The sequence below is a fragment of the Rhizobium sp. PK7-22 genome, assembly GCF_056530405.1.
This window is the reverse complement of the sequence record NZ_CP096514.1, coordinates 3,055,871-3,081,129: the sequence shown is the minus strand read 5'-3', so window position 1 is coordinate 3,081,129 and position 25,259 is coordinate 3,055,871. Positions and strand designations below refer to the sequence as shown.

General features: G+C 64.7%; 25 protein-coding genes. 12 read left to right on the top strand and 13 right to left on the bottom strand.

Annotated features, from left to right (window positions below; all coding sequences use genetic code 11):
- Positions 1-31: 31 nt before the first annotated feature.
- Complete coding sequence (locus M1E10_RS19820; RefSeq protein ID WP_499174513.1) at positions 32-619, bottom strand: HupE/UreJ family protein; 588 nt, start codon at positions 617-619, stop codon at positions 32-34.
- Between the two features lie 287 nt (positions 620-906).
- On the opposite strand from M1E10_RS19820, the gene M1E10_RS19815 reads away from it, so the two are divergent.
- The 6 genes from M1E10_RS19815 (at position 907) to leuA (ending at position 7,483) form a co-directional block, all read left to right on the top strand.
- Positions 907-1,497, top strand: coding sequence for an ATP-dependent Clp protease proteolytic subunit (locus M1E10_RS19815; RefSeq protein WP_499177238.1), 591 nt, complete (start codon positions 907-909; stop codon positions 1,495-1,497).
- Between the two features lie 408 nt (positions 1,498-1,905).
- On the top strand, positions 1,906-3,627 hold the full coding sequence (locus M1E10_RS19810) for an ABC transporter ATP-binding protein (RefSeq protein WP_499174512.1): 1,722 nt from the start codon (positions 1,906-1,908) through the stop codon (positions 3,625-3,627).
- Positions 3,628-3,753: 126 nt separating this feature from the next.
- Positions 3,754-4,935: a benzoate/H(+) symporter BenE family transporter gene (locus M1E10_RS19805; RefSeq protein ID WP_499174511.1), complete on the top strand. Its 1,182-nt coding sequence runs from the start codon at positions 3,754-3,756 to the stop codon at positions 4,933-4,935.
- Positions 4,936-4,974: 39 nt separating this feature from the next.
- Positions 4,975-5,256, top strand: a complete 282-nt coding sequence (locus M1E10_RS19800) for a BrnT family toxin (RefSeq protein WP_499174509.1) — start codon at positions 4,975-4,977, stop codon at positions 5,254-5,256.
- Complete coding sequence (gene brnA / locus M1E10_RS19795) at positions 5,225-5,464, top strand: type II toxin-antitoxin system BrnA family antitoxin (protein WP_499174508.1); 240 nt, start codon at positions 5,225-5,227, stop codon at positions 5,462-5,464. Before M1E10_RS19800 ends, brnA begins: the two co-directional genes overlap by 32 nt.
- 306 nt (positions 5,465-5,770) lie before the next feature.
- Positions 5,771-7,483, top strand: a complete 1,713-nt coding sequence (gene leuA, locus M1E10_RS19790; protein WP_499174507.1) for a 2-isopropylmalate synthase — start codon at positions 5,771-5,773, stop codon at positions 7,481-7,483.
- Positions 7,484-7,486: 3 nt separating this feature from the next.
- Here the strand turns inward: leuA and M1E10_RS19785 are convergent, their stop codons facing one another.
- From M1E10_RS19785 to M1E10_RS19775, 3 genes are all read right to left on the bottom strand, one after another.
- Positions 7,487-8,308: an anti-sigma factor family protein gene (locus tag M1E10_RS19785; protein WP_499174505.1), complete on the bottom strand. Its 822-nt coding sequence runs from the start codon at positions 8,306-8,308 to the stop codon at positions 7,487-7,489.
- Positions 8,308-8,790 carry an RNA polymerase sigma factor gene (locus M1E10_RS19780; RefSeq protein ID WP_499174504.1) on the bottom strand — a complete coding sequence of 161 codons (483 nt, stop codon included), beginning with the start codon at positions 8,788-8,790 and terminating at the stop codon, positions 8,308-8,310. The genes M1E10_RS19785 and M1E10_RS19780 overlap by 1 nt, the downstream gene beginning before the upstream one ends.
- Before the next feature lie 82 nt (positions 8,791-8,872).
- Positions 8,873-9,826 carry a metallophosphoesterase family protein gene (locus tag M1E10_RS19775; protein WP_499174503.1) on the bottom strand — a complete coding sequence of 318 codons (954 nt, stop codon included), beginning with the start codon at positions 9,824-9,826 and terminating at the stop codon, positions 8,873-8,875.
- A 152-nt stretch (positions 9,827-9,978) separates the two neighbouring features.
- Here M1E10_RS19775 and M1E10_RS19770 point away from each other — a divergent pair, with 152 nt between their 5' ends.
- Complete coding sequence (locus M1E10_RS19770; protein ID WP_499177237.1) at positions 9,979-10,374, top strand: NUDIX domain-containing protein; 396 nt, start codon at positions 9,979-9,981, stop codon at positions 10,372-10,374.
- On the opposite strand, the gene M1E10_RS19765 is transcribed toward M1E10_RS19770, so the two are convergent.
- Complete coding sequence (locus tag M1E10_RS19765) at positions 10,375-11,358, bottom strand: glutathione S-transferase family protein (protein WP_499174502.1); 984 nt, start codon at positions 11,356-11,358, stop codon at positions 10,375-10,377. It lies immediately after the preceding gene.
- Positions 11,359-11,605: 247 nt separating this feature from the next.
- Here M1E10_RS19765 and M1E10_RS19760 point away from each other — a divergent pair, with 247 nt between their 5' ends.
- Positions 11,606-12,121, top strand: coding sequence for a GNAT family N-acetyltransferase (locus tag M1E10_RS19760; RefSeq protein ID WP_499174501.1), 516 nt, complete (start codon positions 11,606-11,608; stop codon positions 12,119-12,121).
- Between the two features lie 73 nt (positions 12,122-12,194).
- On the top strand, positions 12,195-13,508 hold the full coding sequence (locus M1E10_RS19755; RefSeq protein ID WP_499174500.1) for an MFS transporter: 1,314 nt from the start codon (positions 12,195-12,197) through the stop codon (positions 13,506-13,508).
- 3 nt (positions 13,509-13,511) lie between these two features.
- On the opposite strand, the gene M1E10_RS19750 is transcribed toward M1E10_RS19755, so the two are convergent.
- The 5 genes from M1E10_RS19750 to M1E10_RS19730 form a co-directional block, all read right to left on the bottom strand.
- Positions 13,512-13,937 carry a GNAT family N-acetyltransferase gene (locus M1E10_RS19750; protein WP_499174499.1) on the bottom strand — a complete coding sequence of 142 codons (426 nt, stop codon included), beginning with the start codon at positions 13,935-13,937 and terminating at the stop codon, positions 13,512-13,514.
- A 68-nt stretch (positions 13,938-14,005) separates the two neighbouring features.
- The gene (locus tag M1E10_RS19745) at positions 14,006-16,072 is read right to left on the bottom strand and encodes a hypothetical protein (RefSeq protein WP_499174498.1); all 2,067 of its coding nucleotides are present in this window, start codon (positions 16,070-16,072) and stop codon (positions 14,006-14,008) included.
- Between the two features lie 13 nt (positions 16,073-16,085).
- Complete coding sequence (locus M1E10_RS19740) at positions 16,086-18,893, bottom strand: DUF4159 domain-containing protein (protein WP_499174497.1); 2,808 nt, start codon at positions 18,891-18,893, stop codon at positions 16,086-16,088.
- Positions 18,890-19,813, bottom strand: a complete 924-nt coding sequence (locus tag M1E10_RS19735; RefSeq protein WP_499174495.1) for a DUF58 domain-containing protein — start codon at positions 19,811-19,813, stop codon at positions 18,890-18,892. The genes M1E10_RS19740 and M1E10_RS19735 overlap by 4 nt, the downstream gene beginning before the upstream one ends.
- 29 nt (positions 19,814-19,842) lie before the next feature.
- Entirely contained in the window at positions 19,843-20,856 is a 1,014-nt protein-coding gene (locus M1E10_RS19730) for an AAA family ATPase (protein WP_499174494.1), read from the bottom strand.
- 168 nt (positions 20,857-21,024) lie between these two features.
- Here M1E10_RS19730 and M1E10_RS19725 point away from each other — a divergent pair, with 168 nt between their 5' ends.
- The 3 genes from M1E10_RS19725 to M1E10_RS19715 are packed head-to-tail and all read left to right on the top strand — an operon-like array spanning position 21,025 to position 23,551.
- Positions 21,025-21,648 carry a DUF1285 domain-containing protein gene (locus M1E10_RS19725; protein ID WP_499174493.1) on the top strand — a complete coding sequence of 208 codons (624 nt, stop codon included), beginning with the start codon at positions 21,025-21,027 and terminating at the stop codon, positions 21,646-21,648.
- The gene (locus M1E10_RS19720) at positions 21,645-22,280 is read left to right on the top strand and encodes an NUDIX hydrolase (RefSeq protein WP_499174492.1); all 636 of its coding nucleotides are present in this window, start codon (positions 21,645-21,647) and stop codon (positions 22,278-22,280) included. The genes M1E10_RS19725 and M1E10_RS19720 overlap by 4 nt, the downstream gene beginning before the upstream one ends.
- Positions 22,277-23,551: a CCA tRNA nucleotidyltransferase gene (locus tag M1E10_RS19715; RefSeq protein ID WP_499174491.1), complete on the top strand. Its 1,275-nt coding sequence runs from the start codon at positions 22,277-22,279 to the stop codon at positions 23,549-23,551. Before M1E10_RS19720 ends, M1E10_RS19715 begins: the two co-directional genes overlap by 4 nt.
- Here the strand turns inward: M1E10_RS19715 and M1E10_RS19710 are convergent.
- The 3 genes from M1E10_RS19710 to hemF form a co-directional block, all read right to left on the bottom strand.
- Entirely contained in the window at positions 23,548-23,733 is a 186-nt protein-coding gene (locus M1E10_RS19710) for a DUF1059 domain-containing protein (protein WP_499174490.1), read from the bottom strand. The genes M1E10_RS19715 and M1E10_RS19710 overlap by 4 nt on opposite strands.
- 89 nt (positions 23,734-23,822) lie before the next feature.
- The gene (locus M1E10_RS19705; RefSeq protein WP_499174489.1) at positions 23,823-24,041 is read right to left on the bottom strand and encodes a hypothetical protein; all 219 of its coding nucleotides are present in this window, start codon (positions 24,039-24,041) and stop codon (positions 23,823-23,825) included.
- A 169-nt stretch (positions 24,042-24,210) separates the two neighbouring features.
- Positions 24,211-25,125, bottom strand: coding sequence for an oxygen-dependent coproporphyrinogen-III oxidase (gene hemF / locus M1E10_RS19700; RefSeq protein ID WP_499174488.1), 915 nt, complete (start codon positions 25,123-25,125; stop codon positions 24,211-24,213).
- Positions 25,126-25,259 lie beyond the last annotated feature (134 nt).

Sequence of the window (25,259 nt, the reverse complement as noted above, 5' to 3'; positions counted from 1 at the left end):
CCTTCTTTCCTGTTCTCTCGGATGACGTCGTTCAGCCGAAGGCGAGGGACAGCCCGGCGAGCGCGGTCAGCGCGCCGATGATCCGGGTGGCAACCGGGGCGAAGCGTCCGATGCCGAGGCCGAGAACGATGCCGGCCGCGTGCAGGAGCGCGGTTGCCAGAACGAAGCCGATGCCGAACTGCAGTGCGCCGGCGCTGCCCAGCTCGCCGCCATGGGCGTGGCCGTGGAAGAGGGCGAAGACGCCGACGACGGCGGCCGAAGCGGCGACCGGCAGCCGGGCCGCCATGGCCACCAGAAGGCCGAGCGCCACGACGGAGGCGAGGATGGCCGGTTCGACGAAGGGCAGGCCAACTCCGGTGACGGCGGCCGCATAGCCGAGCGCCATGGTGCCGACGAAGGCTGCCGGCACGGCCCAGAGCGCCGACCGGCGGCCAGAGCCTGAGGCGATCTGGCTTGCCCAGAGGCCGACGGCCACCATGGCGAGGATGTGGTCCGCGCCGAAGAGCGGATGCGAGACGCCCGCCATGAAGGAGCCATGGGCTTGCGGATCAAGGTGGGCAAGCGCCGGTGCGGCAGTGGCCGCGGAGATGATGGCGGCAAGCGAAAGTCGTCTGAACATGGGATCCCCTCTAATGTCTCGCGGCGCCGGAGCGTCGGTGCGTCCGTATCCGGCGACGATAAGCAGCCCGCGTTTTCCTGTCCATGTCCAAAGCCGGTGGCGGCAGCGTTTCCACTACGTCGAACGACTTAGAAGGGCAGGCGACATGAGGACGGTGCGAGGCGGCTGCGCCGGGAAGAAGTTCTTCACCACACCACGGCGAGACGGAGCTAACTCGCTTTCGCGCATTGTTTTACGCTGGCGAACGCATTATGTCCGTGGAGACACATTCCATGCTGGAGATGCTGATGCACGACGAAAACGAAGACGACGACAAGGTCAAGGAATTGCCGCTCGGCAAGGAAACGGAAGCGAACCTCTTCAAGTCGCGTTCGATCTTCATCTACGGCCCGATCAACCAGGAACTGGCGCAGAAGGTCTGCACGCAGTTGGTGGCGCTCTCGGCGGCCAGCGACGACGACATCCGCATCTACGTCAACTCGCCCGGCGGTCACGTGGAATCGGGCGATTCCATCCATGACATGATCAAGTTCATCAAGCCGAAGGTCTGGATGATCGGCACCGGCTGGGTCGCCTCCGCCGGCGCCCTGATCTACGTCTCGGTTCCGAAGGAACGGCGCATCTGCCTGCCGAACACGCGCTTCCTGCTGCACCAACCGTCCGGCGGCACGCGTGGCATGGCGTCCGACATCGAGATCCAGGCCCGCGAGATCATCAAGATGAACGAGCGCCTGATCAAGATCTTCGCAAAGGCCACCGGCCAAACGGAAGAGAAGATCGCCAAGGACATCGACCGTGACTACTGGCTGTCTGCGGAAGACGGCGTGGCCTATGGCCTCGCGTCCCGCGTGATCGTCAACCAGTCCGAGATCGGCTGAGTTTCAGCCACACCGCTGTTTCAAGAAAGCCCCGCCGGCGCCTGCCTCCGGGGCTTTTGTCGTTCTGCCGCGAGGCGGCCGATTGACGGTGCCGGTGCCATCGCGCGCGGACGCTCTCCATGGCGTTCGTCACTTGTGACAACCCCTCATGGTCGGGCGCCTCAGCCTGGCTCGTCTCGCCGTACCTGGCTCGCATAGCCAGGTTCCATCGGCCGGGAGAGCAGCTTGCGGCCTCGCTGATCGTGGGGCAGCCATCCTGATTGTTGCCGACCGGCTTTCGCGGCTGTTGATTTACCCGTATCAGATCCCCGGGGGCTGATCGGCGGTCTTGATCTTCTGTGGCTGATGAAGCCGCAGGACGTCGGCCTGACCGCGCCGACATGCCGTGACGCCATGAAAGCAAGAGCCATGAGAGACATCCTCCGCCGATTCTTCGCCTACTACCGGCCGCATCGCCGGCTCTTCATGCTGGATTTTTCCTGCGCGGTGGCCTCGGGCCTGCTGGAGCTCGCGTTTCCCATGGCGGTTGCGGTGTTCATCGACCGGCTGCTGCCGACGCAGCGGCTCGACCTGATCGCGGTTGCGGCGCTCTGTCTTCTCGTCATCTATCTCTTCAACGCCGGTCTGCAGGTGGTGGTCACCTACTGGGGCCATATGCTGGGCATCAACATCGAGACGGAGATGCGGCGCAAAGCCTTCGACCATCTCCAGAAGCTGTCGTTCGGCTTCTTCGACAACCAGAAGACCGGCAATCTGGTGGCGCGGCTGACCAAGGACCTGGAAGAAATCGGCGAGGTGGCCCACCACGGGCCGGAAGACCTGTTCATTGCGATCGTCACCCTGATCGGCGCCTTTGCGCTGATGATGTGGGTGCATCCGCCGCTCGCCACGATCACGGCGATCATCGTGCCGCTGACGGCCTTCGTCACCACCTTCTACGGCCAGCGGATGACGGGCACCTGGCATGCGCTCTACGGGCGCGTCGCCGACTTCAACACCCGGATCGAGTCCAACGTCGGGGGCATCCGCGTCGTCCAGGCGTTTGCCAACGAGGACCATGAGCGACGGCTGTTTGCGGAGGACAACAACAATTACCGGACGACGAAGCTGCAGGCCTACAAGGTCATGGCGGCGGCAAGCTCGCTGAGCTACCTGTCGATGCGCTTCGTGCAGGTGGTGGTGATGCTGGCGGGCGCCTGGTTCGTGACCACCGGCGAACTGTCTGCCGGTGGCTTTGTCGGCTTCCTGCTTCTGGTCAACGTCTTCTTCCGGCCGATCGAGAAGATCAATGCGGTGATCGAGACCTATCCGAAGGGGATCGCCGGCTTCCAGCGCTATTCGCAGTTTCTCGCCACGCGCCCCGACATCGCCGACCGGCCCGGTGCGACGGATCTGCCGCGGCCCCGCGGCGACATCCGCTACAGCGGCGTCGGCTTCGGCTATGCCAGTGGCCGCAAGGTGCTGGAGGGGATCGACTTCGAGGTGAGGGCAGGCGAGACGATCGCCTTCGTCGGTCCCTCGGGTGCCGGCAAGACCACCATCTGTTCGTTGCTGCCGCGGTTCTACGACGTCACCGAGGGCACGATTACCATCGACGGCGAGGATGTGCGCGACGTGACGCTGAAATCGCTGCGCGCCAGCATCGGCATCGTACAGCAGGACGTGTTCCTGTTCGCCGGCACGATCCGCGACAATATTCTCTACGGCCGGCTGGATGCCAGCGACGAGGAGGTGCAGCATGCAGCAAGGCGGGCGCGTCTCGACGACATGATCGCTCTCCTGCCGGACGGCTATGACACGATCATCGGCGAGCGGGGCGTCAAGCTGTCCGGCGGCCAGAAGCAGCGGCTGGCGATTGCCCGGATCTTCCTCAAGAACCCGCCGATCCTGATCCTCGACGAAGCGACCTCGGCGCTCGACACGGAGACCGAGCAGGCGATCCAGGCGTCGCTCGCGGAGCTTGCCGAGGGCCGCACGACGCTGGTGATCGCGCACCGGCTGTCGACGATCACCAAGGCGGACCGCATCCTCGTGGTCGACGGCGGCCGGATCGTCGAGCATGGGTCGCACGACGCGCTGCTGACGGACCAGAGCGGCGCCTTCTACAGGATGACCCGGGCGGGGCGCTGAACCACGCTACGGTTGGCGCTGCCCGCCGGGCCGAACGTTTTGGCGGGCGGGACGGCTTGCCAACGTCCAGCTATTCAGGCTTCGGTGGTGGCATTCGTCTCACCCCGCGCCCGCTTTGAGTCTTCGATGCTGAAAGATCTTTCCGTCCAGAGCCTGTTCATGGGCTGCCTGACCGCCTTCGTCGGCTTTGCCAGTTCGTTTGCAGTCGTGCTGCAGGGGCTGAAAGGCGTCGGCGCCACCGATTACGAGGCGGCATCGGGGCTCATGGCGCTTTCGGTGTCGATGGGCGTCTGCGCCATCGTGCTCAGCGCCTGGACGCGGTTGCCCGTGTCGATTGCCTGGTCGACGCCGGGGGCGGCCCTGCTGGTCTCGGCCGGAACGGTGGAGGGCGGGTTTCCGGCTGCCGTCGGCGCGTTTGTCGTCTGCGGCATGCTGATCGTCTTTGCAGGGCTCTTCCGTCCGCTCGGCCGGGCTGTCGCCGCAATTCCGGCGCCGCTGGCCAATGCGATGCTTTCGGGCGTGATCCTCGGGCTCTGTTTTGCGCCGTTCAAGGCAATCGCCTTCGATGCACGGCTCGGGCTGCCGATCCTGATCGCCTGGGCGGTGGTGGCCACGGTGAAGCGGCTCTATGCGGTGCCGGCGGCGCTCGTCGCCTTCGTTGCGGTGATGATCTTCGGCGTCGACCTGCCGGACGGTGCGATGGCAAGCTGGACGGCCGGACTGGCGCCACCGCTGGCGCTGGTCTTGCCGGTCTTCACGCTGCCGGCGCTGGTCTCGATCGCGCTGCCGCTCTTCATCGTCACCATGGCGTCGCAGAACATTCCCGGCATCGCGGTGCTGAAGGTCCATCACTATGATCCGCAGCCGGGGCCGCTGTTTGCGGTGACCGGCGTCTTCTCGCTGCTGTCGGCACCCTTCGGCGGGCATGCCGTCAATCTGGCGGCCATCACGGCGGCGATGTGCGCGGGCGAGGATGCTCATCCCGATCCCGCCCGACGCTACTGGGCGGCGATCATCGGAGGTGTCGGCTACATCGTGCTCGGCCTTGCCGCCGGCGCGGTCACCGCGTTCGTTTCGCTGGCGCCGCCGGTGCTGATCCAGGCGGTGGCGGGGCTGGCACTGATCGGTGCCTTCTCCGGTTCGGCGGTGGCGGCGTTCCGGGAGCCGGAAACGCGCGAGGCGGCCGCGGTGACGTTCCTGATCACCGCGTCGGGCGTCTCGTTCGCGGGCATCTCCGGCGCCTTCTGGGGGCTGGTCGCCGGCGGGCTGATGATGGGGCTGCAGGCCGTCATCAAGAGCCGCCGATAACCTGCTCGCAAAGGTCCGTTTTCCGGACTATATTTGGGAATGGAGTTCGAGTTCGATCCCGCGAAGAGCGCCAGTAACAAGGACAAGCATGGGATCGATTTCGTCGAGGCCCAGGCCCTTTGGCGGGACAAGTTGAGGCTGATCATTGGGGCCAAGTACGTAGGTGAGCCTCGATACGCACTTATTGCAGAAATGGACGGCCGTTTATGGGTCGCCGTTTACGTTCTGCGCAGTGAAACGGTCCGACTGATTTCCGTCAGGCGGGCACGGGCCATGGAGAAAGAACGCTATGAAGACTATAACCGCAGCCGAATTCGATAAGAAGTTCGATGATGGTGAGGATATCAGCGAGTATCTGGACTGGGAGAACGCTTGGCGTCCTAACGAGCAGATCGAGACCAGCCTGCATCTTTCAGCTTTGCAGGTGCGGCAGTTGGACGAGGAAGCTGCTCGATTGGGTGTGACCCGGGAAGCCCTTGTCGCTGGATGGATTGGCGAGAAACTGAAGGGCGCTCCCTGGCCAAAATAACACTCTTGCGCGATTCATTCCTGCGCGCTACCAGTTGTGACATGAAGATCGACGGCTCGACCATTGCTGTGACTGAGATGACGGCCCGCGCTGTGGCCGGCTTTGTCGCGTCGGTGCCAAACTCGCTTCTTAGCCTCGACCTTACGCGCGGTTGCCGGGTCCGTTGAGGAGCGCCCGGCGGCCGAGAAGCCTGCCGGCGTAAGAGCTCCTCTCATCACCATTCACACCTGAATTCTGAAGACCTCCGGGTCTGCGCCTGCGACGGCACCCTGTGCTGCGGCGCGTGTAGCGAGACGAGACATTACCATGGACGCGAAGACCTCCTCCCCGAAGAACGGCATGCCGGATGCGGCGACAAAGTACCGGCCCTATCCGCAGATCGATATTTCCGACCGGACCTGGCCCGGCAAGACCATCGACAAGGCGCCGATCTGGTGCTCCGTCGACCTGCGCGACGGCAACCAGTCGCTGGTCAATCCGATGGGCCACGACCGCAAGGCCCGGATGTTCAAGCTGCTGCTCGACATGGGTTTCAAGGAGATCGAGATCGGTTTCCCCTCGGCCTCCCAGACCGATTTCGACTTCGCCCGCTGGTGCGTCGAAAAGGGCGGCGTGCCGGAAGACGTCTCGCTGCAGGTGCTGGTGCAGTGCCGGCCGGAGCTGATCACCCGGACGTTCGAATCGCTGCAGGGTGCGCGCAACCCGATCATTCACTTCTACAATTCGACCTCCGAGCTGCAGCGCCGCGTGGTGTTCGGCAAGGATGTCGCGGGCGTCCGACAGATCGCCGTCGACGCGGCGAAGATGATCATGGACATGGCGCAGAAGGCTGGCGGCGGCTACCGCTTCGAGTATTCGCCGGAAAGCTTCACCGGCACCGAGCTGGAGGTGGCGCTGGAGATCTGCAATGCGGTGATCGCGGAAGTGAAGCCGACGGCCGACAACAAGCTCATCCTCAACCTGCCGTCGACCGTCGAGATGGCGACGCCCAACATCTATGCCGACCAGATCGAGTGGATGTGCCGCAACATCGACAACCGTGAGAACGTGATCATCTCGCTGCATCCGCACAACGACCGGGGCACGGGGATTGCCGCGACCGAACTCGGGCTGATGGCCGGCGCCGACCGGGTCGAGGGAACGCTGTTCGGCAACGGCGAGCGTACTGGCAATGTCGACGTGGTGACGCTGGCGCTCAACATGTACACCCAAGGCGTCGATCCGAAGCTCGACTGCAGCGACATCGAGCGGATCAAATCCGTCTACGAATATTCCAACGAGATGGTCATTCCGGAGCGCCACCCCTACGTCGGCGAGCTGGTCTACACGGCCTTCTCCGGCTCGCACCAGGATGCCATCAACAAGGGCATGAAGGCGATCAAGGTGGCGAACCATCCGGTCTGGGAGGTTCCCTATCTGCCGATCGACCCGCAGGACGTGGGGCGCACCTACGAGGCGATCATCCGCATCAACTCGCAGTCGGGCAAGGGTGGCATCGCCTACATCCTGCAGGCGGACTACGGCATCAACCTGCCCCGCAACCTGCAGGTGGAGTTCCGCGAGGAGATCCAGCGGATTACCGACGAAGAGGGCGTGGAGCTTCCGTCAAAGCGGATCCACCAGCACTTCCTGACCCATTACGTCGAGCAGCCGGACGCGCGGCTGAAGTTCGTCGACCACCACACCTATCCGGCCGGAACCGACCACAAGGGCGTCCGTGTCGTGGCGGCGGAGATCACCGACCGCGGCGAGACGAAGCGGATCGAGGGCAAGGGTACGGGGCCGATCGATGGCTTTATCGATGCGCTGTCGAGCTACCTGGGTGTTGCCCTGTCGGTTGCCGACTATTCCGAGCACTCGCTGCAGCACGGCTCGAATGCGTCTGCGATCGCGTATGTCGAGGTGGAGTATTCGGGCGGCAAGCTGTTCGGTGTCGGGATCAACACGAACATCGTCGCGGCCTCGCTGGAAGCGATCGTGTCTGCGGCGAACCGCATCATCGCCGACAGGAAGGCCTGATCGTCAGATCAGGCCGGCAGCCTTCGCCGCGATCTCGTCCAGAGACGCGGCGGAGGAGGGGCCGACAGCTACATAGGTCGCCGTTGCACCCTTCCACGACATCAGCGCGATGTTGTCGCGGATCAGTTCGGAGAAACCGTCGTCGTTCGGCTGGTTCTTCCGAAACAGGATGGCAATGACGTCACCTTCGCCGGAGGTGTAGAGCAACTCGCCGATCGGCATTCCGCCGGCTGCAAAGAGCCGGGCGCCCTGGAACGTGAGGTCATTGTCGCTGAGGTCGGGGATACGGAAATTGACGCCGGTGTTGGTGAGCAGCCATTCGACGACGGCAGCGGGATCGGAAGCCGGCATTTCGGCGAGGCGATCCGGCTGCCGCGAGAAGATGCGGTAGTGGGCGACGATATCGTCGAGCCAATCGCCGCCGGCTTCCGCCGCCGCGGACTGCGCCGCACTGGTTGGTTGCTGGCCGAGCGTATAGCCGAAGCCTCCGCCGAGCGCGAAGATCACGACACCAGCAAGAGCAGCCTGCATGGCCCTCGGCTTGAAGGAGAAGCCGGAGCGATGGTCTGAGGGCAGGCGGACCGCCCGGCGCGGCGGCGGGGCCGTCTTGATGACGCGCACCAGATCGAGCGGCACCGGCTCCTTGAGGAGGTCGTCAAAGACATCGCGGCCCCGGCTGCTGCCACGTCGCAGCGTGTCATGAAGCGAAGACACGTCCGGATTGTCTCGCAATGCCGCCTCGACGTCCTGCTGCTCGCGGCTGTCGAGCTCTCGATCGAGAAGCATGCTCACCTTCAGGTCTATCGGCTCCCGGTTCGATGGCATCACGCCCTCCGTTTCACGATCGTGGCGTCGCCTGCGGCAAAGCTCAGACGGGCGGCGCAGAGGTGAGACGCCAGGCGTTCGGTCGGGATCCCCAAGATGTCGGCCGCCTGTGCGTAGGTAAACCCCTCGATCTCGACCAGGAGGAAGGCGCTCGCCTGACCCGGGGGCATCGCCAGTACCGCGTGCTGCTGCTCTGTGCCGGCCTTGTCTGCAGGTGTCCCTGCAGGCTCGCGCGCTTTTGATTTTCGTTTTTTGGCCATGTCGGAGGAGACGCGGCGGATCAGCTGGAAAAGCCACGGCGCCGATGGATTGTCATCGGTCGGATACTGGCCCTGGATGATCGCCCTCGAACACGCTGTCCGCACCAGTTCATCCGCGTCTTCCACGCTCGTGCTGAGCGTCAGCGCGAAGCTGCGCAGACGTGGCAGAAGAGCGACGAATTCGCGCCGTATGTCGACCGGTGCGGTTGATGCAGCTGTCAAATCGAGGAGGCCTTACTGATGCTGATAGGTTGCCCTAACTCCAAGATATGAATCGAATAAGGCAGATGCGCAAGTTGGCTGCCTAAATCAACCGTGCAGCTTCCGGTATGGACACGGAAGACGGCGCTTCGCCGTAGAAGACATGGCTGTTCTCCAAAGCGATACCGTCGCCAGACTCGGTTAACGAATGGCGTTCGCAGCTGAGATTCCAGGCGCCCGGCTCGCCGGAGAGGGTGAAGAGATTGTAGGCGGCGCGGGGCTTATGGCCGCCGGGACCCTGCGATGCCGAGGCAATGCCGACGACCGGAATCTGGCCGTGATGGCTCTTCAGCCAGTAGACCGTGTTGAGGTGGGTGTGGCCGTGCAGGACCAGTTCCGCTCCGCCTGTGGAAATCGCGGCTGCGAATCGTCGAATGCCGATCATGCGCTTGTGGGAGGAGGCTGCACCCCGAATCGGCGGATGGTGGATCAGCACCACCCGGAAGAGACCCTCTTCGCCGGCCTTCTTCAACAGGTTCACGGTTTCGCGGGCCTGGCGCGGGCTGAAATAGCCCGAAGCCGAGAAGGGAGGAGTGGCAACCGATGTCGAGCAGCCGATGATGGCCAGCGGCCCGCGGCGTCGGATCGTCGGGAAGACCTTCGTCTCGTCCTCCCAGTTGCGGGTCCCCTCGTCGCCGATGATGTAGGGGAACCATTCCTTGACCGAGCGTTCGTGGGCACCTGGGACATAGGCATCGTGATTGCCCGGCACGACGGTGGTCGCGTCCGGCTCGCCCACCGTCTGCAACCATTCGCCGGCAAGCCGCGTCTCGATGCTGGTCGCAAGGTTGACAAGATCCCCGGTGATCATCAGGTGGTCCGGTTCGCGCGTCTTCAGATCGCTGAGCAGCAGGTCCAGCGTGTTGACGAAAAGATGCTTGCTCCGGTTGCGGTGCCAGTTCACAAAGCCGGTGATGCGCTTCGACATCAACTCGCGAAGCGTGAGCCTTGGAAGCGGGCCGAGATGAATGTCTGAGATATGAGCGAATTTAAACATGGCGCAGACTTAACGCACGAAGCCATGAATGGTTATCTAATTTCTTCGTCGCGGAGATGTGAATAGTGGCCACCGGTATCCCCGAAGTCAGCGGGCTGCGCAGTCGCGTGGCCGTGTGGCTTTTCCATCGTGTCTTCATCCTGACGCGCGGCATGACACTCGGGGTGCGGGCCGCCTGCTTCGATGCGGAAGGCCGGATCTTCCTCGTCCGCCACACCTATGTTCCCGGCTGGTACATGCCGGGTGGCGGCGTGGAGCGCAACGAGACCGTGCTGGAAGCGCTGGAGAAGGAGATCCGAGAGGAGGGCAACCTGGTGATGACGTCCCCGCCGTCGCTTTTCCACGTCTACTTCAACAGCCGCATCAGCAAGCGCGACCACGTGCTTCTCTACAGGGTCCAGGTGGAGCAGACGGCGCCGCGGTTGCCGGACCGGGAGATCGCCGAGTCGGGCTTCTTCCCGCTCGACGCACTGCCTGACAACACCACGACGGCGACGCTTGCGCGTGTCCGGGAGCTTTCCGGCGTGCCGCCTGCCGACCTCTGGTGATCAGGCCCCCAGGTTCTCCCGGCCATGGGGGGACTGAAGATCCATCTCCGGCCCAACCGGTACGACGCCTGTCGGATTGATGGTCTTGTGGCTGCGGTAGTAGTGCTGCTTGATGTGGTCGAAATGGACCGTCTCGGCGATGCCAGGCACCTGGTAGAGATCGCGCAGATAGGCGCTGAGGTTCGGGTAATCCATGATGCGGCTGATGTTGCACTTGAAGTGGCCGACATAGACGGGATCGAAGCGCACCAGCGTGGTGAACAACCGCCAGTCGGCTTCCGTCTGCCGATCGCCGACCAGATAGCGCTGTGAGGCCAGGCGCTTGTCCAGCATGTCGAGCGTCTCGAACAGCGCCGTGACGTTTTCTTCATAGGCGTCCTGGGTGGTCGCAAAGCCTGCCTTGTAGACGCCGTTGTTGACGGTGTCGTAGACGATCGCATTGATTTCGTCGATCTCGCTGCGCAGGACCTGCGGGTAGTAATCGTCCGAGGAGCCGGTCAATCCGTCGAAGGCGCTGTTGAGCATGCGGATGATGTCGGCACTCTCGTTGGAGACGATCGTCTGCTGCTGCTTGTCCCACAGGACGGGAACGGTGACGCGGCCTGAATACTGTGGATCCGCCTTCAGGTAGACCTGGTAGAGATAATCCGATCCGAAGAGGTCGTCCTTCGTCGCACCATCCTTGCCGGAGAATTCCCAGCCGTTTTCCAGCATCAGCGGATCGACCACGGACACGGAGATCAGGTCTTCCAGGCCCTTGAGCTTGCGGAAGATCAGGGTCCTGTGAGCCCAGGGACAGGCATAGGAGACGTAGAGGTGGTAGCGCCCGGCCTCAGCCTTGAAACCGTCACGACCGCTCGGGCCGGCGGAACCGTCGGCGGTCACCCAGTTGCGGAACTGCGACTCGGAGCGCTTGAACTGGCCCTTGGTGGATTTCGTGTCGTACCAGACGTCCTGCCATTTTCCGTCGACCAGCATGCCCATGTGTTTCTCCTTCAACTCTTGCCGACTTACTTACGGCAGCACCGGGGAATTGCGAGACGTCAAAAAACGAACGCTGTGTTTTTCCTGTTGGCGGCGGATTTCTTTCCTGATATTGCGCTTGTCACCTTTTGAGGAAGCCCGATGACCGAAGCACGGACACTGCGACGACGCTGATCCTGGCAAGATGCTGACGAAGCATCTCGAGATCCCTTGTCCTGTCTGTCTCTTTCACGGTTTCGGCTCACCCATGACTGCGCAACTTCTTCCCAAGCACGACCTCGTCTATCTCACCGAGGACGCATCCTATGATGCCGTCATTGAACTGATCAATTCTGAGGCCTTCGGTCCCGGCCGCCACACGCGCGCCGCTGCCCGCATCCGCGAGCAGGGGCCCCATGATCGCGGGCTTTCCTTCGTCTGCGCCGATGACGGGGAAACAATTGCTTCGGTGCGGATGACGCCGGTTGCGGCGGGGGAGGTGAAGGGTCATCTTCTCGGCCCGCTGGCGGTGCGTCCCTCCCACAAGAAAATGGGAATCGGTCGAGAACTGGTGCGGATCGCCATCGAGGCGGCGCGGCGCAAGGGCTCGGAGGGTGTGATCCTGGTCGGAGACCCGCCGTACTACATGCCGCTCGGCTTCGAGAAGGTTGCTTACGACGCCTTGCAGTTCCCGGGGCCGGTCGATCCCGGCCGGGTTCTCATCGTTCCGCTGGCCGAGGATGTGCATCCCCGTCTCAAAGGAACAATCTGCTGGCGCGAATAGGACAAGTCCTCTAATCAAAACGACAGGGTCCGGCACTCGCCGGCATCCCTTTCTCGAGCTTGGGGACGTTCGAATGGCGGCAATCACGATCGATGAAGCGATGGACCGTGCCGGGACCGGATCGTACCAGAGGCGCCTGATCGGGATCTTCGGACTGGTCTGGGCCGCCGATGCGATGCAGGTGCTGGCCGTCGGCTTCACGGCCGCCTCAATCGCCGTCACCTTCGATCTCACGGTGCCGCAGGCGCTGCAGACAGGAACCCTGTTCTTTCTCGGGATGCTGCTTGGCGCGCTCGGCTTCGGGCGTCTTGCCGACCGGATCGGACGTCGCAACGTGCTCATCGTCACCGTGTCCTGCGATGCCGTCTTCGGCATTCTTTCCGTGTTCGCTCCCGACTTCATGATCCTCCTGCTCCTGCGCTTCCTGACGGGCGTCGCGGTCGGCGGCACCTTGCCGGTGGACTACGCGATGATGGCCGAATTCCTGCCGGCCAAGAACCGCGGACGCTGGCTCGTCCTGCTGGAAGGTTTCTGGGCCGTCGGTACGCTGGTGGTGGCGCTTGCCGCCTGGGCGGCCAGCCTGGCCGGCGTCGAGGATGCCTGGCGCTACATCTTCGCTGTTACGGCGCTGCCGGCGGTGATCGGCATCGGCCTGCGCTTCCTGGTTCCGGAATCGCCGCTCTACCTGCTGCGTGCCGGTCGCAGCGACGAGGCCAAATCCATCATCGACGAGATCCTCGTCGTCAACGGCAAGCCGCCGTTGCCGATCGGGCAGCAACTGGAAACGCCGCCTGCCGTCGGTGAGGTACGGATCTTCTCCGGACCCTTGCGTCGGCGCAGCCTGATGATCCTGGCAATCTGGTTTCTGGTGTCGGTTTCCTACTATGGAGTCTTTGCCTGGATACCGCCGCGGTTGGCGGGGGAGGGGTTCGGCTTCGTGCGCGGCTACGGCTTCCTCGTGCTGATCGCACTGGCGCAACTGCCGGGTTATGCGCTCGCCGCCTACGGGGTGGAGAAATGGGGACGCCGCCCGACGCTGATCGGCTTCTGCCTCCTGTCCTCGGCCGGCTGCCTGCTGTTCGTCGTGGCCGGCAGCGCCATGGTCGTCGGCGCCTCGCTGCTGATCATGAGCTTTGCGCTGCTTGGTACCTGGGGCGCGCTCTATGCCATCACGCCGGAACTCTACCCGACCGCCTCGCGGGCGACGGGCATGGGAGCGGCGGGTGCCATGGCCCGCTTCGGCGGGTTGCTCGCCCCTTCGCTGGTGGGCCTGGTCGTGGCGCAGAGCTTCGGACTGGCGGTGGCCGTCTTCGCAGCGCTGCTGCTGCTGGCGGGCATCGCCGCGTTCCTGATCGATACGGAGACGCGGGCTGCCTCGCTGGCGTAAGCGTCAGAAGCGCTTCTTCAGCCAGGTGATGGAATGACCTCCCGTGAGGTCGTCCAGCTGTCCGATGGTCTCGTAGCCCTGCCTGCGGTAGAGGCCGAGCGCCTGCGGACTGACGGTGTCGAGATAACTGCCGATGCAGCCGCGGGCCCTTGCCTCCTGCTCCGCCATATCCAGCATGCGGCTGGCGAGCCCCTGGCCACGTCGATACTCCGGGACGAAGAGCATCTGGACGTAAAGCCAGCCTCGCGCCGTGCGGCCGATCAGTCCGCCTTCCGGGTTTCCCGTTGCGTCGTGAAGAATGATTGCCAGCTCCTTGCGACCGCCCGCACCAAAATTCTCGGTGCTGTAGGCCTGTAGCGCTTCAGAGATTGCCTTGTCATCTGCCGGCGTGACATGATCTATCACCCGGAGTTCAGACGTTTCCATCATTCACCTCAGCCTTCCTTTTTAACCTGCATCAGACCGCTTTTGCAGCGAAAGACAGCAGGTTTATCTCCTCAGCGGCCTTCGCGCCACCACATGGCGGCGACCGCGAAGAGCAGGGCGGAGAGACCGGCGAAGCCTGCAAACAGCGGAACGGTGTTGACGCCACGCAGGACCGTCTCGTCCGTCAGGCGGATGACCATCCTGTCGGGATCGTTGACGCGCACTTCTCCCCGGACCGGCAGGATCGCCGGAAGTGTGATGCCGTCACCATCGGCCACCCGGGCGACGAGGCCCCTGGTCTTTTCCGCGTATGGCGCCAGCGTCTCCGGCGTCGAGATCATCGCCTGGAATTCCGGCGCATCCACCGTGCCGACGTGGACGAGGGTGGAGAAATCGCCGTTGGTGACTTCAAAGAGGCCAGTTTCCTCGGTGCGCCGCTCCAGCCGATAGAGGCCCGGTCCGGTCTGGGTGAAGGGGACGGTCTCGGTGCGGCCGGAGGGATAGGTGATCGTCGCGGGGCCGGGGTCGTCGCCGATGGTCTGACGGGTGGCTTCCAGCGTGCGGCCGACGGCACGGGCGGTCAGCGCCTCTTCCTCGAGTTCCGGCTCCTTCATCAGCCAGTGGGCGATGCGTCTGTAGAGCGAGACGTGCGGGCCGCCGCCTTCGAAGCCGCGGGCCCAGAGCCAGCCATGGTCGGACAGCAGCATGGCGACGCGGCCCTCTCCCTCGCGGTTGAGGACGAGGAGGGGGCGGTTGTCGTCGCCGAGCATCACCGTCTGGCCCTCGGGCTGTGCCACGTCGATCGAGCGGAACCAGCGTCCCCAGGCTGGCGGCTCCTGCCCGGTGCCGTCGAGGCCGCGGGTGACCGGATGCTTCTGGCCCTCATCCGAGAGGCGCGGGAAGAAGCCGGCAGTGTGGACGTCGCCGGTGGGGCTCGCGGGCAGCACCTGGGCGAGCGGTGTCGTGGCGATGGAGTTTTCGCCGGCATGCTCGGGGCCGGCCGCGATCAGCAGGGCGCCGCCGTTCTCCACGTACTGCGCGATGTAGTCGTAGTAGAGGATCGGCAGCACGTTGCGATGGGTGTAGCGGTCGAAGATGATCAGGTCGAAGTCCTCGATCTTCTCGACGAAGAGTTCACGCGTCGGGAAAGCAATCAGCGATAACTCATTGATCGGCGTACCATCCTGCTTCTCCGGAGGGCGCAGAATGGTGAAGTGGACGAGGTCGACGGAGGCATCCGATTTCAGGAGGTTGCGCCAGGCCCGCTCGCCGGCATGCGGCTCGCCCGAGACGAGAAGGACGCGCAGGTTCTGGCGAATGCCGTCGATGACGTGGACGGCGCGGTTGTTCACCGCCGTCACCTCGCCGGGAACCTCGGCGACGGAAAACTCCATGACGTTGTTGCCGCCGCGCGGCACGGTGAAGGAGAAGGGCGTGTCGGCACCTGGCGCCGCCTGCAGCGTCTGCAGGTCCTCGCCGTTCATGCGCACCGTCACTTCCGCCGTTCCGCCGGCGCTGCGGCCGTCGTCGAAAACGCGCAGGGTCAGCTGCTGCTCTTCGCCGACGATGCCGAAGCGCGGCGCCTTGACGATCTGCACGCGCCGGTCGAATTCGTCCGGCTGGCCGGTGATGAGGCCGTGAAGCGGCGCGTTGAAGCCGAGGTCCTGGTTGACGCCGGGAAGATCGTGGATCTGGCCGTCGGTCAGGAAGACAGCACCGCCGACGCGGGCGGGCGGCACATCGGAGATGGCCGAGGAGAGGGCGCCAAACAGTTTCGTCGAGGGCGTGTCGGTGTCGGCATTGTCCTCGACTTCGACGACTCGCGTCTCGATACGGGGAAAGCGCGAGAAGCGCTCCTGCAGCTCGGCCAGCGCCTGATCGGTCTGGCCGTCGCGGCCGGCGGTCTCCTGGCTCTGCGAGCGATCGACGACAATCGGCACGACGGTGGACAGCTGCTCCCGGTCCTCCTGGTTCAGGATCGGGTTGGCAAGCGCCAGAAGCAGGGCAGCGAGCGCCAGGGTGCGCAGCGTTGCGCCGCGGATACCGCGCCAGAGGCCGAGAGCGGCGAGGATGGCTGCGAACACGGCAAGACCCGCCAGGATTGGCCAGGAGAAGAAGGGGGCGAAGTCGATGGTCATGCCGTTAGGTTCCCTATTGGCCGAGCCGCTCGAGGAGCGCCGGGATATGCACCTGGTCGGCCTTGTAGTTGCCGGTGAGCATGTACATCATGATGTTGACGCCGGCGCGGTAAGCGTATTCGCGCTGCATCGCGTCCGAGGGGACGGTCGGCAGGACCGGCGTGCCTTGGGCGTCGATGGCCCAGGCGCCGGCGAAATCATTGGCGGTGATCAGGAGCGGCGTGACGCCGTCGCCGGAGGAGGAGAGCGCGCTGCCGGTCTGGGCCGCCTCCTGCCGTGACTCCACCCAAAGCGGGCTCCCCGCATAGCGGCCTGGAAAATCATTGAGGAGATAGAAGGAGCGCGCCAGGACATGGTCCTCCGGCGTCGGCTCCAGCGGCGGGATGTCGATGTTGCCGAGGATGGCCTGGAGCCGCTCGCCGTTCGGGCTCGCCGCACCGGAACCGTCGAAGCCGGAAACCTGATCGCGCGTATCGAAGAGCACCGTGCCGCCATTGCGCATATAGGCATCGATGCGGGAGATCGCCGCCGGTGACGGCATGGGCGCATTGGCGGAGATCGGCCAGTAGATGATCGGGTAGAAGGCGAGTTCGTCGGTGGCGATGTCGACGCCGACGGGGGCGCCGGGTTCCAGCGTCGTCCGGTAGGTTAGGAACTGGGTCAGGCCCTGCAGGCCCTGCTCGGAGAGCTGGTCGACCTCCGCTTCGCCGGTGACGACATAGGCGAGATGGGTGGTGTCGAGATGCTCCATGAGCACGTCGTCGCCGGGCTGCGCATCCTGCGCCAGGCTCTGCCCCGGCTGAAAGACGAGGAGCAGGGCGGCGAGAGCCGCAAGGCCTGCCGCCGCGGAGCGGCTGGGCCGTGGAAGGCGGGAGAAGGCGCCGTTCATGAAGAGCACCACGAGGCTGTCGAGAACGATGAAGAGGAAGGCCAGCGCAAACAGAAGCGGCCGCAGCGACTGCGCCTCTCCGCCGATCAGGCCTTCGCGAACGACGTTTACGCCGTCGAGGCTGGCGTTGAATGGCTGAAGCTCGGTGCCCGGCGCCAGCAGGTTGACGGCGCTGAAGCCGTCCTCCGTGCCGTAGAGGCCCGGCGGATGATCGAAGCTGGCGACGGGTGTTGCGCCTGCCGCGATGGTGATCGGCCGGGCGATGCCGGTGTCTGTCGTCAGGGTGCCGTCGGCGTTGAGCAGACGGAAGGGCGGCAGGGCGGCAGCAGTTCCCGCTGATGCGCTGGACGCACCACCGACCCGCGCCATCTGCACGAGCCGGCGCAACATCTCGACGAAGGTTCCAGACAGCGGCATGTTCGACCACGTGGCTTCGGCGCTGGTGTGGAAGAGAACAATGCGTCCTGCCTCCTGTTCCCGGGTGGTCACCAATGGCGTTCCGTCGGCAAGGCTTGCCCAGGTGCGGTCGGCGAGATCAGGGGTCGGCTCGGCCAGCACCTGGCGGTTGACGGTGATGTCCTCGGCCCGCGGCAATCCGGCGAAGGGGCCGGTCGCCGGGAAATCGGCCAGCGCCTGCGGCTCCGACCAGGACATGGCGCCGCCCAGCGCCCGTTCGCCCTGGCGCAGGATCACCGGCACCAGCGGATCGTCAGCGGGGGCGGCGGCGAGGCGCGGGCCGGCAAAGCGGATCAGCGTGCCGCCACGGGAGATCCATTGCTGCAGCGGCTCGTAGACGTCGGCCGGAAGGCGGCCAACGTCGGCCATGACGATCGCCGAGGGATTGCCCTGAAGGATCTGCGGGATGGAGACAGAGAGATCGGCGGTGGTGGGCTCGATCAGGTCGGCGTAGGGCTGCAGCGCGCGGCTGATGTAGTAGAGCGGCTGCAGCAGGGGCTGGAAGTCGCTGCCGCTGTCGCCGGCAATCAGCGCGACGCGCCTGCGCCGGAAGCCGTCGTCGAGCAGGCGGACTGAGCCGGCAGTGGAGAGGTCGGCGGCGGCCAGACGCGCAAAATCGTTGCGAAGTTCGAAGGGAGCGGAGATCTCCGCCGTCGCGGTTGCAGCGCCGGCGGCAAAATTCAGCGTGCCGGAGGCGAGAGCACGGCCCTGCGGGTCGAGCGCATTGACGCTCATGCTCTGCGGCATGCCGGTCACCAGGCGCGTGGCGGTCACGGACATCGCATCGGCGTTGTTGGTGGCCTCGGTCAGGGCCATCGTGCGGGCGCCATCACCTTCGATGACGCGAAGCTCCGCAGGTGACAGCGATGCGAGGGCGTCGAGTGCCGTTTCGTCGGCGGCGTCGGCAATGCCGTCCGAGAGCACAACGACTGTGCCGGGACGCGTGCCGTTGATCGCTTCTGTGACGGCGGCTGCGGCGCGCTCGCGATCCGGCACCAGCGGTTTTGGAGCGGAGGCGGCCAGCTTTTCGCGCGCGGCGGCGGCGCTGCCGGGCACGGCGTCATGGGTGGTGTCGGCGGTGAAGGTCACCGAGACCGGCACGTCGGCATCCTCCGCGTCGCCGATCAGCGCTTCGGCCGTCTGCACGCGGCGATCCCAATCGGGCGAGGTTGCCCAGCTGTTGTCGACGAGGAGCACGAGGGGGCCGCTGGCGTCCAGTGAGTTTGCCCGCGGGTTCATCACCGGATTGGCGATGGCGAGGATGATGGCCGCGGCAAGCGCCATGCGCAGCAGCGTCAGCCACCAGGGGCTGTTGGCCGGCGTTTCCTCGCGTTTCAGGACGCTGGCCAGGATCCGCAGCGGCGGGAAGATTTCGCTCTTGGGGCGCGGCGGCGTCAGCCGGAGCAGCCACCAGATTGCCGGAAGTGCGAGAAGGCCGATCAGGATGGCCGGATTTGCGAAGGCGAGGGCGCTCATGTCCGGGTTCCACCATTGATGCCCGCGGCCGGCAGTCCGGACAGATAGCCATGGACCGTGACGAGGGCTTCGGAAGCCAGATGATCGGTGCGGTGGAAGGCAAAGCTCCAGCCGAGGCGGCGCAGCGATTCTCCGAGCGTCTGGCGGCGCAGGAGATAGGCCCGCCGATAGTCTTCGCGGATGGTTTCGGCGCGGCCGGAGACAAGCTTCTCGCCGGTTTCCGGATCGGTGAACTCGGTGCGTCCGGAATAGGGGAAGGTTTCTTCCGCCGGATCGGCAATCTCGACGACATGGCCGCGCAGGCCGCGGCGGGCGAGCGGAGCGATGCGATCCATGATCCGATCGGGGTCGTCGAGGAAATCGCCGATCAGGACGATGTCGCTATGGCCGCGGATCATAGCCGTCTCCGGCAGGCCGGCGGTTTGCGGAGCGTGCATGACGGCTGTCGCCAGCCGCTCGGCGGCGTTGCGGGCGGACACCGGTTCCATGATGCCCGGACAGCCGATGCGTTCGCCGGAGCGGGCCAGGATCTCGGCCAGCGCCAGCATCAGCACGAGTGCCCGGCTTTCCTTGGAGACGGTGCCGAAAGACGACTTGTACATCATCGATGGCGACAGGTCGGCCCAGAGCCAGACCGTATGGGCGGCTTCCCATTCCCGGTCGCGCACATAGGTGTGGTCGTCGCGGGCGGAGCGGCGCCAGTCGATTGCCGCCAGGCTTTCGCCCTCGGCATAGGGCCTGAACTGCCAGAAGTTCTCGCCGATGCCGCGCTTGCGGCGGCCGTGCCAACCGGCGATCACGGTGTTGGCGATGCGTTTCGCCTCGACCATGCAGTCGGGAACAAGGGCGGCCCTTGCCCTTGCCCGGGAAAGAACTTCGCCGCCTTTTGTCTGCTCAACGATCTGGCCGATGGGTGCCACGCGGGGTCCTTTCTATGGCCGTGGCCGTCTCAGCCGCGCGCCTGTTTGACGAGGCCGGCGACCACATCGCGGACCGACATGCCTTCGGCACGGGCAGCAAAGGTTAGCGCCATACGGTGCTGCAGCACCGGCTCGGCGAGCGCGTAGACGTCATCGAGCGAGGGCGCCAGACGGCCTTCGTAGAGCGCGCGGGCACGGGCGGTCAGCATCAGCGACTGGCCGGCGCGGGGACCGGGACCCCAGGCGACGTTCTTGTCGGTGGTGGCATTGCCGTGGCCCGGACGCGCGGAGCGGACGAGGCCGAGGATCGCATCGACGACCTTGTCGCTCACCGGCATCTGGCGGATCAGCGACTGGATTTCCTGGAGTCGGCTGGCCGGAATCACCTCGCGCGACTTGCTTTCGGAGCGGCCGGTGGTTTCGAGCAGGATCTGCCGCTCGGCATCAAGTTCGGGGTAGAGGACGTCGACCTGCAGCAGGAAGCGGTCGAGCTGGGCCTCGGGGAGCGGGTAGGTGCCTTCCTGCTCCAGCGGGTTCTGGGTCGCCAGCACATGGAAAGGGGCGGGCAAGTCGTAGCGCTGACCCGCCACGGTGATGTGGTACTCCTGCATGGACTGCAGCAGCGCCGACTGGGTGCGGGGCGAGGCGCGGTTGATCTCGTCGGCCATCAGCAGCTGGGCAAAGACCGGTCCCTTGACGAAGCGGAAGGAACGGCGGCCATTCTCGTCCTGATCCATCACCTCCGAGCCGAGAATGTCGGAGGGCATCAGGTCGGGCGTGAACTGGATGCGGCTGGCGTGAAGGCCGAGGACGGTGCCGAGCGTCGACACCAGTTTGGTCTTGGCGAGGCCCGGAACGCCGACGAGCAGCGCATGGCCGCCGGACAGGAGCGCCAGCATGGTGTTTTCCACCACCTTTTCCTGACCGAAGATGACCTTGCCGACTTCGGTTCGGACAGCTGCGACATCCGCCAGCGCCCGTTCGGCGGCCGCAACGACGGCCTTCTCGTCGAGAACGGCTTCGGTGGAATTCATCATACCCATTTGCGCTCTCCATCGGGCGTGGACCACGGCCTCATGCCGGGCTGCGAATCGCTGCAGTGCGGCATTCGCCTCATCCACATAAACTTATTCCCGCCGGAGCGGCTGACAAGAACGTCGGGAATGACTATCTCGTGACAGAATGACTTAAAGCGGAACCGGGACTGAAAGATGGCAGACGACACCATTCAGACAGCGACTGATGCCGCAGGCCTTGCCGCACTGATTGCACGGGCAGCCGACCAGAAAGCGGGCGGCAAACCCGGTCTTCCCCCGGTCGAGCGGTGGAATCCGCCATTTTGTGGCGATCTGGACATGGAAATCCGTGCCGACGGCACCTGGTTTTACATGGGCACGCCGATCGGCAGGCAGCCGCTGGTGCGCCTGTTTTCGACGGTTCTGCGCAAGGACGAGGACGGCAGGACCTATCTCGTCACGCCTGTGGAAAAGGTCGGGATCCGGGTCCAGGACGCGCCGTTCCTCGCCGTCGAGATGAGCGTGTCGGACAAGGACGGGCGAAGGGTACTGATTTTCCGCACCAACGTTGGCGACGTGGTGGAGGCTGGCGCCGAGCATCCGCTGCGCTTCGAAATGGCTGACGGTCACAGTGAATTGAAACCCTACCTGCTGGTGCGGGGACGGCTCGAGGCGCTTGTCTCGCGGGCCGTCATGTACGATCTGGTCGAACTCGGCGAGACGATCGACATGGATGGCGTCGCCATGTTCGCGATCCGCTCAGGTGGCGAGGTGTTCCCGGTGATGCCGGCAGCCGAACTGGACCGGTTGTCCGCATGAATGACGCCGGCCTGTTCTCCGCAGATGTGTTTCGCACGCGGGCGCTCAACCAGAGCGGCGGTCCGATCGACCAGTCGTGGCGCGAGCATGGCGATCATCTGCTCAATCCGAGCCTGATGCCGATCGTCGAGGGGCTGCACCTGCGCGATGCCGCCGTGCTGGTGCCTGTCGTCGACGATGGCGACGAGGCCAAGGTGATCTTTACCAAGCGGACGGCGACGATGCGCAAGCATTCCGGGCAGATCGCCTTTCCCGGCGGCGCGATCGATCCGGAGGATGTTTCGCCGGAAGAGGCGGCGCTGCGCGAGGCGGAAGAGGAAATCGGCCTGGCGCCGCGGTTCGTCGAACCGGTCGGGCGCCTGCCGCAGTATCTTGCCGCAACGGGCTTCCGGATCACGCCCATCCTGTCGGTGGTGCAGCGCGGCTTCGACCTGAAGCTCAACCCGCATGAGGTGGACGATGTCTTCGAGGTGCCGCTGTCGTTTCTGATGGACCCTAAGAACCATGAGCGCGGCAGCCGGATCTGGGACGGCAGCGAGCGGCATTTCTACCAGTTTTCCTTCGAGGACCGGACCATATGGGGCATTACCGCCAGCATCGTCCGGACCCTCTACGAAAGGCTTTATGCATGACTTCAGTCGCCCATGAGACCTGGTTTCAGGATCCCGCCCTGACCCGCCTCCTTGTACTTCTCAACAGCGAGGGCGGCGAGGGGCGTGTCGTGGGCGGAGCAGTGCGCAACACGCTGATGGGACTGCCGGTCGGCGACATCGACATCGCCACCACGCTGGTGCCGGAGCAGGTGATGGAAAGGGCAAAGGCCGCGGGCATCAAGGCCGTCCCGACGGGCGTTGCGCATGGAACGGTGACGCTGGTGCTCGAGGGGCGGGGCTACGAGGTGACGACGCTGCGCCGGGACATAGAGACCGACGGTCGGCATGCGCAGGTGGCCTTCGGGACCGACTGGATGGCCGATGCGGAGCGGCGCGACCTGACGATCAACGCGCTCTACGCGGATGCGGACGGCGAGGTGATCGACCTCGTCGGCGGGCTTGGCGACATTGAGAGCCGCACGATCCGCTTCATCGGCGATGCGGCGACCCGGATCGCGGAGGACTATCTGCGCGTGCTGCGGTTCTTCCGCTTCTTTGCCTATTATGGCAGCGGGCGACCGGATGCCGACGGGTTGCGCGCTTCGGCCAAAACGAAAGACAGGCTGAAGACGCTGTCGGCCGAGCGGATCTGGGCGGAGATGAAGAAGCTGCTTGCCGCGCCCGATCCTTCGCGGGCGCTCCTGTGGATGCGGCAGACCGGAGTGCTGACGGAGATCCTTCCGGAAACCGAGAAGTGGGGCATCGATGCCATCCATGGGATCGTTGCGGCGGAGGGCGCGCTTGGTTGGGCGCCGGATCCGCTGCTGCGACTGGCCAGCATCTTGCCGCCCGACGCAGCGCGCCTGGAGGCGATGGCAAAGCGCCTGAGGCTGTCCAATGCCGATGCGGCCCGGCTGCAGAGGTTTGCCACTACACCTGTGCTGCCTGACGAGGTCACCGATGTCGGCTTTGATAGGCTGCTCTACCGGCACGGCGTGGAGGGCATCGCGATGCGACTAAGGCTGGCGCTTGCCACCGCCCGCAGTGCCGCCGAAGACGATCCAATCGCAATGCGCAGGGCTGCAAGGCTTTCTGTGCTTCTGGATCGTTGCGAGCGCTACAGAAAGCCGGTCTTTCCGCTTGCGGGCGCAGACGTCCTGGCTGCCGGCGTTCCGGCCGGAAAGCGGGTCGGGGAGGTTCTTTCGACGCTGGAGACCCTCTGGGTCGAGCGCAACTTCTCACTGGACCGGGCGGCGCTGTCCGCCCGGCTCGAGGAGATGGTCCGGGAAGAGCCGGGACGCGGCGACTAGGCCGCGGCGGCGCCGTCGCGGATCCGGGCCTTGATGTTCTCGACCATGTTTTCGCGGATGACCTCTTCACCATGGGTGGTGCGAAGATGCTCGACGGCGCGACGCACCACTTCCGCATCCTCGTTGGCGCGTGTGTGCCACGGGCAACCGGGCACCAGGGTTCCGCATTCGAATAGTCTCATCGAATCCTCCTTTGTTTGCCAAGGGCGACGCAAGGTCCGCGCGCCGTCCTTGGGTGTTCAACAAGAGAGGACTTCGCGCGTTCCCGTCTTTATTCGGGCATGGCCCAGGCGCGGAAAACGGACGCAGACTGTAGTTGTGTCTTGCGCGAGCCGGGGGTGTGATCGCGGGCGGTGACCCCCGATACGGCGATCCGTCCTGCCAACTGGAGCTTGACCTGTTCCAGGTAAAACTGATGGGGCAGATCAGGGTCGCTGCGCAGACGAAGCTCTCTGGCAAGCCTCTCGATCAGTTCCGGTGAATTCATCATGCGAGCCCGCTCCGATCCTCCATCGGGCATTGGCTTGCGCGGCACTGGCATGCTGTCTGACGCTATCATCGCGTTCCTCCTCCGGTGCTAACAGGGGAAGGCTAGCATCAAAGGCGCTGCTTTAATATGTCAAATGTTAGCACTGTGAAATATTGTGTGAATATGGAGATCAGGGCCAGCGCACGACCGGCGGCATCGAGGAGAGGATGGATTCCACGTTCCCTCCGGTCTTCAATCCGAAGATGGTGCCGCGGTCGTAGAGGAGGTTGAACTCCACGTAACGGCCCCGCCGAATCAATTGCTCGTCACGATCCGCTTCGGTCCAAGGTTCGTTGAAGTTGGTGCGCACGATGCGGGGATACACCATGCTGAAGGCGCGCCCGACGTCCTGGACGAAGGCGAAATCCGCGTCCCAGCCGCCCTTCTCCGGTTCCGAATGCAGCCAGTCGAAGAAGATGCCGCCAATGCCCCGGTGTTCGTTGCGGTGCTTCAGGAAGAAGTATTCGTCGCACCAGTCCTTGTAGCGCTCGTAATCGGCCACCGTCTCGTGGCGCCTGCAGGCGATCTCCATGGCGCGGTGGAAGAGGGCGCTATCGGGATCCTCCTGGGTGCGTCGACGGTCCAGCACCGGGGTGAGGTCGGCGCCGCCGCCGAACCACTGGCTGGTGGTGACGACCATGCGGGTGTTCATGTGGACGGCCGGAACATTGGGATTGACCGGGTGAGCGATCAGCGAGATGCCGGAGGCCCAGAAGCGAGGATCCTCGTCGGCGCCGGGCATCTGGCTGCGGAAATCGGCAGAAAATTCGCCATGCACCGTCGAGGTATGGACGCCGACCTTCTCGAAAACGCGCCCTTCCATCATCGACATGCGGCCGCCGCCGCCCTGGCCCTCTTCCCGCAGCCAGTCTTTGGCGACGAAGCGGCCCGGCGGCTGGTCGGAGAGCGGGCCGGCCAGCTCGTCCTCCAGCGCCTCGAAGGAGGCGCAGATGGTATCACGCAGGCTTTCAAACCAGCCACGGGCGATGACCTTCTTGTCCTCGAGGTCGTCCGGCAGGTCCCTGGGCAAAACTGGCCGTTCCATCGTCGCGCACCTCGATCGCTGATTCCTCTTTCGCCAAGCCTTTAACAGCAATGGCTTTCGCGAGCCATTCCGAGTGAAGCGCTTCACGCAAATCTGCGAGAATTCCGACTCGCAAAGCGGGAACTCCCGCATTA